The following is a 14952-nucleotide window of genomic DNA, read 5'->3' as shown; positions in this document are numbered from 1 at the left end:
TGTAGGGTTGGACGAGCGGCAGCGTCGCCGCGCAGGTCACCACATGAAAACAGTCATTCAATCCAAGTGAACTCATTCGCCGCTAACAAGGCGTGGGCCAATTGTTGCCAAGCGCTCTGTTTATCATCAGCCAAGGTCGAGCGGACAAACGTCAGCGCTGCCGCAGCTTCATCCGCTGTGGGGGATCGGCCAAACGCTTCGCGGTAACTCCACGCAATGCGACTCGCCTCGTCCGGGCTGGAGCGTTCGATCCGGGCTGCGAATTCGCGGGCGCTGGTCGCCATGAACTCGCTGTTCAACACAAACAACTGCTGCTGCGGAACGATGGTGGTGTGCCGCTGTTCGCTCGACACATTCGCGTCCGGAAAGTCGAACGCCACTAGCAGCTTGTCCGGTTCCAAGCGGCTGATCTTGCCATACAACGTGCGGCGCACATGAGCCGGTTCGGCGAGGCTCGTCGAAGGCCCGTCGAGCGTCCGGTCGAGCCGCCCGGAAGTTGCCAACACGGCGTCGCGCCAACCTTCGATCTCCAATCGCCGCGGCGAGAAGCGCCACAGCCAGCGGTTGTCCGGATCGACGGCGGCGGATTGGCCGTCGTAATCGGCCGCCAGTTGGTATGTCGAGGAATTGAGAATCTCGCGGTGCAACCACTTCAACGACCAACCCGCGTCCATGAAGTGCACGGCCAGCGTATCGAGCAGTTCAGGGTGCGTTGGCCGTTCGCCGAGATGTCCGAAGTTGCTGGGAGTGGCGACGAGCCCACGGCCGAAATGTTGCTGCCACACCCGGTTGACGATCACGCGTGCTGTCAGTGGGTTGTCACGGGAAGCGATCGCGTGCGCCAAATCGAGCCGCGTGAATTTTTCCGGCGAACGGGGCGTGTCCGAGGCGGAACTGAGGATTTGCAAGAAGCCGGGCGGAGCCACGTCGCCGGGCCGCAGCACATTGCCGCGAATGAAAACTTTCATCGGTCCGCCGCCGCCGGTCACGCCATGCGCTCGGGGAGGCTGCGGCGGCGCGAGCTTCGCGTGGGCGGCGATCGCCGCTTGCTGGGAAACGTGGTCCTGCTTCTGTTCCGGCGAAAGCAAATCGGCCGCCTCCTTCGCGCTCACCGCAAACGGCGCCTTGCCGTCGAGCCAACTGGCTTTCAGCAGTGCGTCTTGAGCCGTGTTGAGCTTTTCTGATTTGTCGCGAACCGCCAGCGCCTCGTTGATTTCGCGAACTAGTTTGGCGGTGGCTTCGCGCAGACGATCGGAGATGAACGCGTTGGTTCCCTCGATCATAGGCTGCTTCGACTCCTCGGCGATCACGCCTGCCCATTCCGCGAACGGCGCGGGTGGTTTGCCGCTACTGATCGTTTCGACAAACTTGCGGCAGCGGCTTAAGAACAACGGCGGCAACTGTTCTTGGTCGGCGAGTTTCGTTTCGTCGAACGAAACTTTGTGGAGCTGCAGGATTCGCATTTGCCACGCCACCAACAGCAGCCGTTCCGCGTCTTTCAATGCGACGCGGCCAATGTCGCGGCCACGAGCTTCCAACCACTGGTTCAGTTGTGCTTGCTTTTCTTTCGCCGCTTTGTCCCACGATTGATAGCGCGCGATGTCGTCGTGCGAGGCGAGTTGCACTTCGTCCCAGCCGGCGCCGTTGTACGCGGAGGCAAGCGAATAGTAATCGCGCGTCGGGATGGGGTCGTACTTGTGATCGTGGCAGCGAGCACAAGCGACGGTCAGACCGAGCAACCCGCGAGTGAGCGTGTCGACTCGGTCGTCGATCTCGTCCGCTTTCACCTGCTCGCCCACATTGCCTTTGTGATAAACGGCCCCCAATCCTTGGAAGCCCAGACCGGCGAGCCGCCGCGTGTAATCGTCCACAGGACCGGGGAGCAGATCGCCCGCCAATTGCAACCGCAGGAATTCATCGTACGGCAGATCCTCCGCCAACGCGCGGACGACCCAATCACGATATCGATACGAATGCGGCCAAGGGTTCACGAAGGCGAGCGCTTTGTCGTCCGCGTAACGCGCAACGTCGAGCCAGTGCCGCGCCCAGCGTTCGCCGTAATGCGGCGATGCGAGCAGCCGATCGATCGCTTTCGCCGTCGCCTGTGGCGAGTTGTCGTGCTCGAAATCGCTCCGTTCCTCGGCAGTAGGTGGCAGGCCGATCAAGTCGAACGTCACTCGCCGCAACCAGGTTCGTTTCGCGGCGGGAGGCGTCGGGCGCAGCCCCTTCGCTTCGAGCGCCGCGAGCACGAAATAGTCGATCTCTGTTTTCGGCCAGGCCTTATTTTTCACAGCCGGCGCAGCATGTCGCTGCGGCGGTTGAAACGCCCAGTGACGTTTGGCGGCTTCCCAGTTGATCGCGGCGGATTTCGCGGTTGAGCTGTCGCGGGGATCGGCGGCGCCCAATTCGATCCACTTCACAAAATCCGCGATCACCGTGTCCGGCAACTTTCCCGAAGGCGGCATTTCCAGGCCACCTTGATGCCGCAGCGCCGCAACCAGCAGGCTGCGACCGACGTCGTTCGGCACCACGGCGGGGCCCGTTTCACCCCCGGTACGGCTGCCGTCGCGCGTGTCGAGCAACAGCCCCCCCTTCAATTTCTTCTGCTGCTTGGCGTCCGTCGAATGACACGAGTAACAATGTTCGACCAACACCGGACGAATGCGCTGCTCAAAGAACTCGACGTCTGCCGCAGCCGGTTCGGCGGCAAATAATGGCACATGCCCGATGCAGATTATCGACGCGAACAAGAATGAGCGGATGATTCGTATGGCCATGGGTAGGTCCGTCAAGTTTCGTCACGCGGCAATGAGAATTCACATCTGCTACGGCAAGTGTCCAACACATCCCTACTTACTTGACGATCTTCGCAATATCCACATGTTACGGTCGCCATCCGATTGCAGCGCGGATGGTGGCTGGCGATCGGCTTCGGGGAGGTCCCGCTTCCAGCCGCTCTCAGGATAGACGATGAACAGCAAGTCGTCGCCGCAGAAGCTATAGAGGCTCGGGCAGCGACCGAACGACATGCCGTGTTCGCTCAACGTGATGTCCATTCGCCCGGGCTGCCCGGCAGCGGCTCGCAATTGATACGGACCAGACATCTGTGGCTTGCCGCGACCGTCGATCTTCAACACGCGGTCGGCGTTGATTTCCACGAGGCCGCCCGGTGCCGTGCGATTCGCCTGCGAATCGTCGAGTTCCGTCAGCAGTTGCCACTTGTCGGGCATCCGCTTTGCGTCCTTGGCCGGGTCTGCGGGCTGATGCAGCGGGACGGCGTCGCGTGTGAGAACCAGCAGCATCGTCCCCGCTCCCCAGCCGTGATAGCCGTTCTTATGATTCGGGGTGGGCCAGTTCTGGTCGGCGATGTGGATACAGAAAAACACGACGCCGTAATCGGTCTGCTTCCAGCGTGCGAATCGCTCGACACCGTCATTGGGGCTTTCACTGCCGGTTGTGACGCACAGCAGTTCGTTGGGATCGCGCGGCGTCTTCTTCGCGTCGGCCTCGGGCAGCGGCGCGAGCTTGCACTCGGCGACCAACCATGGCTTGCCGTCGGGATTCGGTCCCCATTCCAACTCCTTCGCGCCAATCGTCACCTTGGAGCCGTGCATCGTCGGTTCGCGCTCAGCCAGATTTTTGTGGTTCCGCTGCGCAAGCAACACATGCCACTTCCCTTCAAGCGGCTTCAGCTCTTCGCCCGATTTCAGTGGCGGCAGGGACTGGGCGCTGGCCAGGTCGGCAAACACGAAGACGAGAAACAGAGTGATTATCCAAAGTGTCTTTGTCATGTGACTTTCTTTTTCGTTTGAACCGTGATCTTCCGCTCTCAGGGGGAATTCGGTTTGAGTAACGCATCCGATGCTGGCGGTTCGACGAGCGGATTGCTTGGCGGCTCGTCATCCGAGCAACAGCTCGCTCACTACCCGCCGGCTGTCGCCGAAGCCCTCCGCCGAAACGCCCAGACGCTCGGACATAGTCCGCAGCACGTCGCACACGGTCGTCTCGGCCGGCTTGATCGACTTGTCCGTCTTGCCCGTCGCGTCCTTGTGCGGGTTGAACCGCAAGTGGCTGCCGTGCTTGATGCCCAGGTGGCTGCCGCCGGCGAGCAGCATCGGCAGGTTCGACGGATTGTGCGTCCAACTCATGCCGCCGCCGTAGAGGACCATCGTGTTGGCGAGTAGCGTCGAGTCCCCTTCCTTAGTCTCCGACAGCCGTTGCAGGAACCGGGCGAGCCGAGCGATGAACCACTTGTCGACGCTTTCCAGGAAGGAGTAATCCTTCGGCTTCTGCTCTTCCGTGTCGAAGTTCGTGGCGTGCGAAGCGCGGTGATGCAGGTCGTTGCCGAACTCGGGCCACTTGCCGAAGAATTCGTGACCGGAACCGCACGCCAACAGCGAGACGATCCGCGACTGGTCGCTCTGCAGCGCCAACGCGACCAGCGAGAGCATCGAATCGAAATAATCCTGCCGTTGCATTTGCGGATCGACGTCGAGTTTCAATTCGCTCTCGGAGATCGGCAGCGGACGCGACGCAAAGTAGCCGCGGTCGGCCTGCAGCCGGCTCTCGACGTCGCGGACGCTTTGCAGGTAGTCGTCGAACCGCTCGCGATCGTTCTTGCCGAGCTGCTTCGCGAGCCCCTTCGCCTGCTGGCCGACGAGATCGAGGACGCTCGACCGGCGTTCGAGCCGCGCGAGAACATCGGGGGAACCAAACAATTCTCCAAACAATCGCCGCAGGTTATTCTCGGCGCTGACGGGGGCTCCCTTCGCATCGAACGACGTAGTTACCGTGCCGCCGGGAGCACTCAGCACGAGGCTTTGAATTCGCGCCCGCCCGCCAATGGCGCGAGCGACGTGTTGGTCGATGGAAATCGTGTTCGGTTCGACCGGGCCATCTTTGCTCTTGTACTTCTCGTTGCCGGTCAGCCAGACGCCGACTTCGTAGTGCCCGCCGCCGGCGCCCTTGGCGTGCTCCAGGCCGGAGAAGATCGTCAGTTCATCGCGAAACGGTCCGAGCGCGTCCAGCGTGCTGCTCAGCGTGTAATCGCGACCGAAGTCTTTCGGATGCCAGCGCCACATATTCACGCCGCTGGGTACCATGAAAAACACGGCGCGACCGGGTGGCGCATTGGCCGCCTTTTCGGCGGCGAACGATTCGAGCCACGGCAGCGGCAGGCAGACTCCGGCAGCTTTGAGGAGATTACGGCGACTGAGCATGGGTGGTGCCTTTGTTATCCCTGGTTAAAAGACTTACTGAGCACAATCGAAATAATCACATTCCGTAACCGCCAGCCGTCACGACGAGCGGCGGCAACAAGGTCGGCGATCAGTGGGTCGTCATGCAACGTCAATTGCCGGCCGAGGGCGTAACGGGTGAGGCTGCGGATCAGCACTTCGCCGAACTGGTAGCGATCGGTCGTTGATTTGCCGCGCAGCAGTGACGCGAATTCGTCGAGATTCGCGAACGAGCGACCGTCGGGAAATGTGCCGGAGCAATTCAGGTCCAAGGGCTTATCGGGCTTGGGCACGATCTTCTGGCCGAGGTAATCGAAGTCCGTCCAGACGAAACCGAGCGGGTCGATCTTGCGATGGCAAAGCTGACAGGTGTTGAGGGACGTGTGCAGCTTCACCTGTTCGCGTATCGTTAATTGGCGGCGCTTCGCGTCGGCCTTGGCTTGAACTTCGAGCGGTTCGACGTTGCCCGGCGGCGTGCCGGATGATTCGCCCAGGATGCGGTCGAGCAGATAGACGCCGCGGAGGATCGTCGACTCCTTGTTTCCCCGCGACGCGGCGGCCAGTACGCCCGCCATCGTCAGCCAGCCCGCGCAGCGATCGGGCGGCGCGGCGACCGGGCGGAAGTCGGCGCCAGCCGGCTCGTCGATGCCGTAGTAGCGGGCTAGCCGGTCATTCACGACAAGCTGCTCGCTGCCAATCAGCTCGTAGAGCGAGCGGTTTTCCTTCAATAGGTGCTCGAAGAACCGAACTGGCTCGAGCGCAAGATCGTTTTTCAGTCGTTCTTCGCGGAGTGCGGCTACTTGGTGGCTGTGGAATGTTTTCTGGACGAGGTTGAATTCGATTGGATCGGTTTCGACACGATCCAGCGAGAGCAAGCGTCGGACGAAGTCCTCGGTGAACACATGGCTGCGCGGGTCGTTGAGCATTCGTTCGACCTGCGCGGCGAGGATTTGTTTATCGCGAAGCGTACCTCGACTGTCGTTAGCTAGTTCCAGCAACTCGCGATCCGGCCCGGTTCCCCAGAGGAACAACGACAGCCGATTCGCCAGCTCGATCCCGCTGAGCGGCGTGATCTGCTCGGACTTGCGTTCGACGGCGTAGAGCGCAAACGGCGATGTGAGCACAGCCGTCAGCGGTTGCTGCAGCGCCGCATCGCGATTGTCGCCGGCGATACGACGTTTCTCGTAGAGCGCAACGAACGGCGCGAGTTCGTCCTTTTCCACTCGCCGCCGCCACGCTTTCGCCGCCACGCTCGCCAGAATCGCCCCCGCGCGATCTCGTTCGTTTTCTATGCCATCGCCGGCCGCGAGCAACTCGCGATGCCGACGCGGAGGCCAGTCGCCGGCTCCCGACCCCGTGACTTCGACGTGGTCGATGACAAGCTGCGGCTCGTCCCACGGCCACGGCGGCGCGGGCTTTCCCTTTTCGCCGGACGGAGGCGGGCCGCGGTCTGCGATCGGCATGTAGTCGTTCGTGATCCGCACCGAAACGTGCTTCGAACGCTGAAACAACACGTAGGGAAAGTCGATCAGGTCGAACGGAATCTCCACGTCGAAATCGCGCAGCGAGTCGGCCGGGTTCGTGACCGGGAACGACGCGACCTGCTTGCCGAACCGTTCGTTGTCGACGTTGTTGTAAAGCGACACGCGGAGGATCGGGGCTCCTTCGCCCGAAGGAAACACCGCGCCGGCCCGAATGCGGAGGTGCAGCACGCCATGCGGCTCGAAGTACGGCAGCGAGATATACCACGAGCCGACGTTGATCTTGTCGCGCCCCAGATAGTTGTCGACGCGAAAGATCGGCGGCAGCCGCACCGCGCCGTCCGGCGTGCAATCGGCCGAACCGATCGTAACTGGCGCGAGCCGCGTCTTGTTGTTGTCCAGCGGCGGGAACTTGCTGAGGAATCCCCGGTGGGTCGCGTAAATGGTCGACGGGGTGAGTCCCCGAGCCTCGATCCGATATTCAAACGGCCGCGGTCGCTCCTCCGTGGCGAGCGTCGCCGTGACGGCCCGCTCGGCCAGTTCGACGTACGTCTTCAAATGCAGGCTTTGAAACGTGAGCAGATCGCCGTCGTTAACGGGCGTCGGATTCTGCGGGTCGTTCGGCAGCTTCTCATGCAGTTGGAGTGGCACGTTGGCGAAATGCAACCCGAGCACATCCTGGAGCAGCCGCGCGTATTCGACTCGCGTCAGCCGCCGCATGGTAGTCCGCCCCGCGCCGCCGCGATCGGCGAGCACGCCGCGTTCGACCTCTTGGCGAATCCACTTTGTCAGCGTTTCCAACTCGTCCGTGGTGAGTTTCGGCTTTTCGCTCGGCGGCATCTCGCCGCGGACGAGCATCGCGTAGACCTTTTCCCACCGCTCCCGCGTCTTGGCATCGACCAAGTTCGGAACCGGCCCGTCGAGCCGGATGTCGGCCTTCGGCTTTTCCGCCCCGTGACATTCGACGCAGTGCTTCGCCAGCAACGGCTGGATAGTGCGGTCGAATGCCGGCGACTCTGCCTGGACGGAAGCAAGCCACAGGCTGATACACAGCCAAGAGAGCATCGGCACCACACTATTCGACTTGGTCATGGGCCCATGCTCCTACCGCAGGTCGTAGCAATACAGACCGTCGTGACCACGCACGAAGATGCGGCCGTCGACGACTGGCGAGATGGCTGCCATGCAGGCGTAGGCACTGTCCGACGGATGCGGCGGGTGCCAGGCGCTCAGCGGCTTTAGGTCCAGATCGAGCAGCATAAAAGCTTGGCCGCCGTGCTGGCCTTCGGGGTTCAGCAACAGCCGGTTGCCGACCACCGCCAACCACGGATTGCTGCCGGGACCGTGCAGACCGGGGAACGCGTCCTTTCCCTGCAGAGAGCCGAGCAGCTTGCCAGAAGACAGTTCGTACGCGCGAATCTCCTCGCGCCCCATCACGTAGGCCCGGTCCTTGCCGAGCGTCACCGGCATGTTTTCGTCGTTCGGCAGGAACTCACCTTGCCACGCTTTTTCCGCGCCGATCGCCGACAGCTTCCACGCTTGAGGCACGCCGCCGCTTGGCTTCGCTTGCGGGTCGGACGGCGGAGCGAAACCGATCAGCAAGTCGCCGGCGATCTGGGCCATCGCGCCCGTCGGCGAATACCCCATCCCGGAGAAGAATCGGATTGGCTGCGACCAGAGGCGTTTCCCGGTGGCCGGTTCGAGGCACTCGACTTTCTCGAACGGCAGCTTGTCGGCCGCGAAGACGATCAACTGTTCGCCGCCAGCGGAGCGCCACAGCAGCGCGTGCTGGCCGGGGGACTTCCAAACCTCGCGGCCGGAGGTCGCATCAAGCCCGATTGTCGAACCGCCGATCGCGACGACCACGACGTTGCCCGACACCAGCGGACCCGTGCCGCTCGGCCCGCCCCCTTTGCCGATCAGCTTCGTCGCGGCCGCACCGTATTCCCAGGCGAGCTTGCCGGTCGCGGCGTCCAGCGCATAGACGTAGCCTCCGTAGCCCTGCGCGAACACTTTGCCATGTGCGACCGTCGGCGTCGGGTTCAGGCCGCGCCACTTGTGAGCCTGCATGTTGCCGGACCGATCAGGCAACTCGGTGCGCCACAGCGTCTGACCGGTCGCGGCGTCGAACGCCACCACGATGTCGTCCGCGAACGGGCGATACCAGTCGATCATCGCGCGGTGACCGTGCGGGCTCGGCGTGTGCTTCTTCGCGAATTCGAGCACGTCCGCTTCCGACGCGACTTTCGGAGCGCCGGCGCCATATGGCAGCGGCGCCGCGCCGATCGTCCCGGAGGGGCGGTAGAAGTAGACGAAAACGCGACCGTCGGCGATGACGGGACTGGATGCTCCACCCGCACACCCGGTCATGCAAGCGCGATGCGGATAGCGATCCTCCGGCCCCTTGCCCCACATGCACGGCAGCGACTCCTCGGCCTTCCACTGCGGCCGAGCCTTCGCCAGATCGTCGGCCAACGGACCGGCGTTCGTCGCTCCGCCCGGAGCCGCGAAGTAGGTCGGCCAGCCCGCCTCCCGCGCGACCGAATTCCGTTCCCGCAGTTGCGCGGCCGTCAGCACCGAGCCGGCCAGCTTCCCGAAGACATTCGCCGCTCCGATCTTCCCGTTGAACGTACCGGCGACCTGCCCGCGTTCGACGGTGGCGGAGAGCGTCAGGCTCAACGTTCCCGTATCCGCGATTGGAGCCCACACCTTGACCAACCGGCCATTCAAGTCGCCTTGCAACTTGTCGCCGCTTAGCTGCAGCGAATTCGTTTCAATCCAGATGCGATGGGCGTCCTTGCGTTGCGAAGCGGCAAACCAAACCGCGGCTCCTTGGCCGTTGCGGAAACTCAGGAACAGCGGCAGGTCAGTTCCCCCTTCGCCGCCTCCTTCGAGCTTCAGCGTCGCGATCTGATACTCACCCGAAGTCGCCAGCACTTTCGGCGGGGGCAATTCTTGCCCCCGAGCCCAACGGGCACCCACTGCCAAGCACAAAATTAGGAACACCCGACCTAGACGTCTCATATGTTGGACCCGCATTTCATAAGACCCCGGTCACGATATCAACGCTCGAATCGGCGTACCATGGTCGAGCGCGATTCGTTTCAAGGCCGGTGAGACTTCGCGACTGATGCGGAGCTGGCCCAGATCGAATAGGTAGTGCATCAAAGTTGCGGTCAGGTCGTCGACTCCAACGGGATCGCATTCGACGCGGCCGCCGCGAGTGTCGGTTTCGCCGATCACCTGGCCGTGTTTCAGGCCGCCACCAGCGAACAAGATCACGCCCGCGTTCGGGTTGTGATCGCGACCGGCGTTCTTGTTGATGCTCGGCGTGCGGCCAAACTCGCCGACGACCACCAGTAGAATCTCATCCGACTGGCCGCGTTGTGCGGTGTCGTCCAAGAAGGCGGCGACCGCGTGGTCCACCGGCGGCGCCAAGATGTCCATTCCCGTCTTGAGACCCCAGATCGCTTCGCCGCCATGCATGTCCCAGTTGGAATGCACGACGGTCACGAACCTGCTCCCCGCTTCGCACAGCCGTCGTGCCAGCAGCATCTGCTCACCAAGAGGAAAGCCCGTCGAAGGTCCTTCCGTCTCCCAGCGATTGTCCTTCCCCCAGCCGTAAATCGGACAGTGGCTGGTGTCATAGGCCGCGATGACGCGCCGGTCTTCCTGCGACAGATCGAGGGCCTGGCGAATCGCTCCGCCCAGCAGTACCTCGTACGCCTGTTGCTGCATCGAATCGAGATCGCGGAACGATGAGTTGCCGTCCAGTTGCCTCCGCAGGCGGTCGAATTCGCTGAGTAAGCCGCGCCGCGAATCAAGCCTGTCTGTCGGTAGTCGCGGCTTCAGCAACTCGACCCATCCGCCATCGGGCTCCCCTTTCTTGCCGTTGGAACCGAGCGGATTGAACGGAGCGAAGGCCGCGCCGAGTTGTCCAGGACCACTGCCCAGAACGGCCGATTCCACGCCGGGGTTAACGCCCGAAATCTTGAGACCATTGACCGCCTTGAATACCGGCGGAATGAATGCGTAGCTCGGCATGCCGCTTCGCGGATCGTTGGCCCCGCGAACCTGAGCGAGGAGCGAGCCAATGCTGGGGTTGATGACCGCGCCCCCTTCCGTGCTGTTAATCGGGTCCTCGATGCCGCCGGTCAGCATGTTTTTCGAAGCCTTGGCATGGTTGGCCGTCTTGGCGACGAGCGACCGCACGATCGTGAGCCGGTCGGCCCGTTCGGCGAGCTTCGGGAAGTACGAGGCGAACCGCACGCCCGGCAGTGCGGTCGGGATGTGACCTGCAACACTCGTAAAACTGTCAAAACCGTCCGGTTTCGGATCGAATGTTTCGTGCTGGCTGGGTCCTCCCGCCAGGAACAAAAGGACGATCGACTTGTCACGGACGAACGACGACTTCGTTTCGCCGGCGCGAGTTGTCTGCCCGAGCACATCGGCCAGCGTCACGCCGCCGATGCCGAGGGTTCCGATTCGCAGAAAATCCCGCCGTGATCGCTCGACGACGCTGAGCATGACCGCTCCCTTTGCGCAGATACCACTTCCAAAGTGACGGTAACGACGGCGAGCAGCCATGCGGACGACGCATGGCAATCGCCGGCCCGATCGGCGCAGCTACACCAGTAGCTCTTCCAACGGGCCGTGCTGGTCGAGATCCTTGAGGTTGGGATCAGCCATGCCGAAGCTGGTCCGCTGCGAGCCGGCGAGTTGCAGCAACGTGACGTACATGTTGGCCGTGGTGCGGTGCCCCTTGTGGCCGTAGCCTGGGTAATCGACGTAGCGGCCTGTCTTCAGCTTGCCGTTCATATTGCCGATCATGACCATCGGCCATTCCCAGCAGCGGCTGTGATGGGCTTCGGCGCCGTCACTGAGGTAGAGGATGACTGTGTTGTCCATCATCGTGCCGTCCCCTTCCGGAACCGCCTCCAGCTTCTTGACCAGGCCGGCGATCAGATCCATGTGGTAGCGGCGGATGATGTTGTATAGTTCGTCCCACTTCTTGCCCTCATAGGTGCCACCGTGGCCAATAGAGTGCTTGTCCAAGTTGATGCCCAAGCCTTTGAAAGTGACGTCGAAATCGCGGATGCCGGCGGCCGATGAAAGAGTGAGCACATTGGTCAAGCCGCAGATAAGGGACGCGGCGCCGATATCGAACTGGGCATCCAGCCGGTCCGTTTCGACCGCGGATGTGTACTTGTCGGTCGGCGCCGGACCTTTCTCACGGAGCGTGTGCTCGATCTCGTTGAGGCGGCTTTGACGGTTGCGGAGAGTCTCGAAAGATTCGAGATAGGCGTCGAATTGCTCGCGTTCCTGTCCGACCAACTCGCCCTGCACCTTCTTGATGTCGCGGCGGAGGAAGTCGAGCAGGTTGTTCTTCGCCGCAAATTCCTCCTTGGCGGCTCCATTGGCGACGCTGCCGAACAGGGCCGCGTAGGCCTGATCGGGCTTGCACATCGTCGGCAGCGGGCGGTCCTTTTCCAGGGCCGAGATGTTGTAGATCACGTTGTTTTCCACTCGCTTCGACATTCCCAGGCCGATGTGCGGGAAGATGCCGGGGATAGTTTTGGCCAGCGCGCCGTCGATCGTTTCGCCGAGCACGGCCATGCTTTCGCCGCCATTAGCGCGACCGCCGCCGAATGCTCCGAGTGCTTGAAAATTGTTCGAATGCCCACCACCGCACACGCGCCCCGACAACCCCTGGACGATCGTCAGCTTATCTTTCCATGGCTTGAGCGGTTCGAGCGAGAATTGCAATTCGCGATCGGCGAGCGACACATCCACGTAGTCACCCGGCGCGCCCGGACGCTCCTGTCGCGAGTCCCGTTTTAGCCCCACTGGCGAAATCTGCTCCGGCCGCACACCGTTGCTCTCAACCACGAAGACAAATCTCTTGGGCTGCGACGAAGTTCCAGCCGCGTGGGCTTCAAGGCGGGACAAGACTTGAGAAAGCACCAGTGAACCTGCGCCGAGCGAAATTCCTTTGAGTGCGTCACGTCGATGAATGGTCATATTCTGTGTCCTTAAGGTAGAAGGCTTTGGGCGTGTGTAGGTTGGAAAAAGTAATTCGGCGTTTTCTGACACGATGATTGGTTTGAGGTAGCTTAGGGCTGGTCTACCGACATAGGTTCACTTGGCCTTACTCGGTACAAGAACGAATCGCTCGATAACAATCCAGCAAGGAGCGCTTTCATGCTCCCACCGTTGTCCTTGTACGCCTGATGGGCCGCCTGGAGCGATCCGGCATCGCCTGGGGTTTCGTTCCTACCCATCCAATAGCGGAAAGCGTGACGCACGAAAACCTGTTCGGCGAATCGGGACTCGGCCAACTTGCGGACGAAATCGATCGCATTCGTCGCATTGCCCGCGAGCATGTCCCCTTCGACCAGGTCGAAACTGCCCGACGAATCCACGGGCACACCCTTCTTAACGATGCCCAAAGGCTTCCCTTTGGGGTCAACATTCTTGGCTGTGGCTTCCAGATCGTGGACCAACTCCTGCGTCCGGAAACGGCCGAAATGGTCGTAGATTTCTAAGGGATACGCCGTGCGATTGATCAACTTGTGGCACTGCCAACAATACGTCTCGTGGGTCACCTGCATGCGGTCGCGGAGCGTGCGTTCCGGCGCGATTGGAAGCTGGGCATCGACTGTGATGGGGATGTTCGGAACTACACCGCCGAGCAGTCGCTCCCGAACCCAGATGCCGCGATGGATGGCGTCGTTGTCGTCATTCTTCGAGAAGGCAACGAGCCAAGCGGGTTGCGTGAGAATTCCGGCTCGCTGAATGGCCGGCAGTTCGATCGGCTGTTTGTCGGTCCATTTCCAATCGGGAGGCAGGCCATAAGCCAGATGCACGGCATTGTTGTTGGCGCGCGTTCCCTGCCGCTTGTTTGCATCCCAGCGGTAATTCACAAACGACCTGTTTGTCGAAAGCAACTCGCGGAAGACATCGCGATCCTGCTCGAGAATCCACTCGATCAGGCGATCGGTGTCGGCGACTAAATCCCTCGGGTAGTGCTCCGCTGCATCTTCCCCCTTGAAGACTTCCGTTGCCTTGGCGTAGCCAAAATACTCGCGGAAGAACCGCATGATGCGAGGTTTGGCGAACTTGGGATCATCAAGCATCTTGCGCACGGCAGCCTGAACACCTTCGGCGGTGTCGAGTTTGCCGGCGTCGGCGTCCGCCAGCAGCCAGGTTTCCGGCCGGCGATCGCCCAGAGCATACGCGAGCGCAAACGCAATCTCACGCGGCGCGAGTCGCACACGCCCTGCATCGTCGGGCTTTCCTTGGCCGCGTTCCGAGCGGAGTACGGCTTCGGGAAGCAACAGCACCGCCGCCAACGAATAACGTACACCCGACTTGCGGCCGGCATCCTTGATATTGCGTTGCAGGAGCGTGGAAAAACTTGTCAGTTCGTCCGGTGTCGGCGACCGGCGTAGCGCATGGTCGAACATGAATTTGATCGCCGTTTCGATCTCAGCTTCAGTGGCTGGGTTTTTCTCATCGAACAGCCGCACCAACGGATTCGGCGCACCGCGTTCCGACTTTGCCACGCCCCCTTCGAGCTTATGCAGCGTGAGTTGTTCGACCATCAGCAAGGCGTTGCCGAGCAACTGGCTGGTCGTCGGCTCGTCGAGTCGCGATGCCCCCATATCCTTGAACGTGGTCGCTGGATTGGGCGAAAACGGCTGTCCGGCGCTCGCCCCCTTGCCGACTTCCTTGACAAATGATTCGTAAATATCTGGGCTGAGCGGCCGGACCCGAGTCACCACATCAATACCTGACTTGGGCTTTCCGCCAAACAATAAAGCATGCGGCACTTCGTTTCCATTTTGCACTTCCACCCGCATTGCGACATGCTTTCCGGATCGTTTCATCTCAGCTTGAACCCAGTCGACGATCGCCTTGACGCTTTCGCTCGTCGGCTGTGCTTCCCCTTTGGGCGGCATCTTGCCCAATGACAATTGCGACAACACGACGGCCCATCGCGCGGCGCTCGTCGATCCTTTCATGTCCGTCGCCAGGGTTTGGAGGTTGAGATCTTTCTCCTCAACATCGGATCCGTGGCACTTCGCACAGAACTTGGCAAGAACGGGCTTCACGGAACGATCGAACTCGGCCCGACTTTCGTCCAGGGTTGCGAACTTAAGTTCGACCGCCGTCACCGAACTCAGCGACAGGGCAAGTAGCAACATCGTTTTGCAAGCAACTGTTTTCATGTT

8 protein-coding genes are annotated in these 14952 nt (G+C 61.7%); all 8 read right to left on the bottom strand.

The features are described from left to right. Positions 1-53: 53 nt before the first annotated feature. The 8 genes from ETAA8_RS00595 to ETAA8_RS00560 all read right to left on the bottom strand — a co-directional run bounded on the left by ETAA8_RS00595 (position 54) and on the right by ETAA8_RS00560 (position 14949). Positions 54-2777, bottom strand: a complete 2724-nt coding sequence (locus tag ETAA8_RS00595; protein WP_145083353.1) for a PSD1 and planctomycete cytochrome C domain-containing protein — start codon at positions 2775-2777, stop codon at positions 54-56. A gap of 72 nt (positions 2778-2849) precedes the next feature. After that, on the bottom strand, positions 2850-3791 hold the full coding sequence (locus tag ETAA8_RS00590; protein WP_145083350.1) for a hypothetical protein: 942 nt from the start codon (positions 3789-3791) through the stop codon (positions 2850-2852). A 108-nt stretch (positions 3792-3899) separates the two neighbouring features. Beyond that, positions 3900-5219: a DUF1552 domain-containing protein gene (locus tag ETAA8_RS00585; protein WP_145083347.1), complete on the bottom strand. Its 1320-nt coding sequence runs from the start codon at positions 5217-5219 to the stop codon at positions 3900-3902. A 14-nt stretch (positions 5220-5233) separates the two neighbouring features. Next, complete coding sequence (locus ETAA8_RS00580; protein ID WP_145083344.1) at positions 5234-7810, bottom strand: DUF1592 domain-containing protein; 2577 nt, start codon at positions 7808-7810, stop codon at positions 5234-5236. Positions 7811-7822: 12 nt separating this feature from the next. Beyond that, on the bottom strand, positions 7823-9670 hold the full coding sequence (locus ETAA8_RS00575) for a PQQ-binding-like beta-propeller repeat protein (protein WP_202921474.1): 1848 nt from the start codon (positions 9668-9670) through the stop codon (positions 7823-7825). A gap of 102 nt (positions 9671-9772) precedes the next feature. Beyond that, positions 9773-11245: a DUF1501 domain-containing protein gene (locus ETAA8_RS00570; protein ID WP_202921473.1), complete on the bottom strand. Its 1473-nt coding sequence runs from the start codon at positions 11243-11245 to the stop codon at positions 9773-9775. A gap of 99 nt (positions 11246-11344) precedes the next feature. Beyond that, positions 11345-12607, bottom strand: a complete 1263-nt coding sequence (locus ETAA8_RS00565) for a DUF1552 domain-containing protein (protein WP_238397650.1) — start codon at positions 12605-12607, stop codon at positions 11345-11347. Positions 12608-12831: 224 nt separating this feature from the next. After that, complete coding sequence (locus ETAA8_RS00560) at positions 12832-14949, bottom strand: DUF1588 domain-containing protein (protein ID WP_145083332.1); 2118 nt, start codon at positions 14947-14949, stop codon at positions 12832-12834. Between the last annotated feature and the right edge of the window lie 3 nt (positions 14950-14952).

It is taken from the genome of Anatilimnocola aggregata (assembly GCF_007747655.1).
Classification (GTDB): domain Bacteria; phylum Planctomycetota; class Planctomycetia; order Pirellulales; family Pirellulaceae; genus Anatilimnocola; species Anatilimnocola aggregata.
The sequence above is the reverse complement of the archived record's forward strand: the minus strand, read 5'-3'. Positions and strand labels throughout refer to the sequence as shown.

What these genes read in the sequence shown, in the direction of transcription:
- ETAA8_RS00595 (WP_145083353.1), bottom strand. Translation starts at nt 2,777, where the DNA reads ATGGCCATACGAATCATCCGCTCATTCTTGTTCGCGTCGATAATCTGC.
- ETAA8_RS00590 (WP_145083350.1), bottom strand. Translation starts at nt 3,791, where the DNA reads ATGACAAAGACACTTTGGATAATCACTCTGTTTCTCGTCTTCGTGTTT.
- ETAA8_RS00585 (WP_145083347.1), bottom strand. Translation starts at nt 5,219, where the DNA reads ATGCTCAGTCGCCGTAATCTCCTCAAAGCTGCCGGAGTCTGCCTGCCG.
- ETAA8_RS00580 (WP_145083344.1), bottom strand. Translation starts at nt 7,810, where the DNA reads ATGACCAAGTCGAATAGTGTGGTGCCGATGCTCTCTTGGCTGTGTATC.
- ETAA8_RS00570 (WP_202921473.1), bottom strand. Translation starts at nt 11,245, where the DNA reads ATGCTCAGCGTCGTCGAGCGATCACGGCGGGATTTTCTGCGAATCGGA.
- ETAA8_RS00560 (WP_145083332.1), bottom strand. Translation starts at nt 14,949, where the DNA reads ATGAAAACAGTTGCTTGCAAAACGATGTTGCTACTTGCCCTGTCGCTG.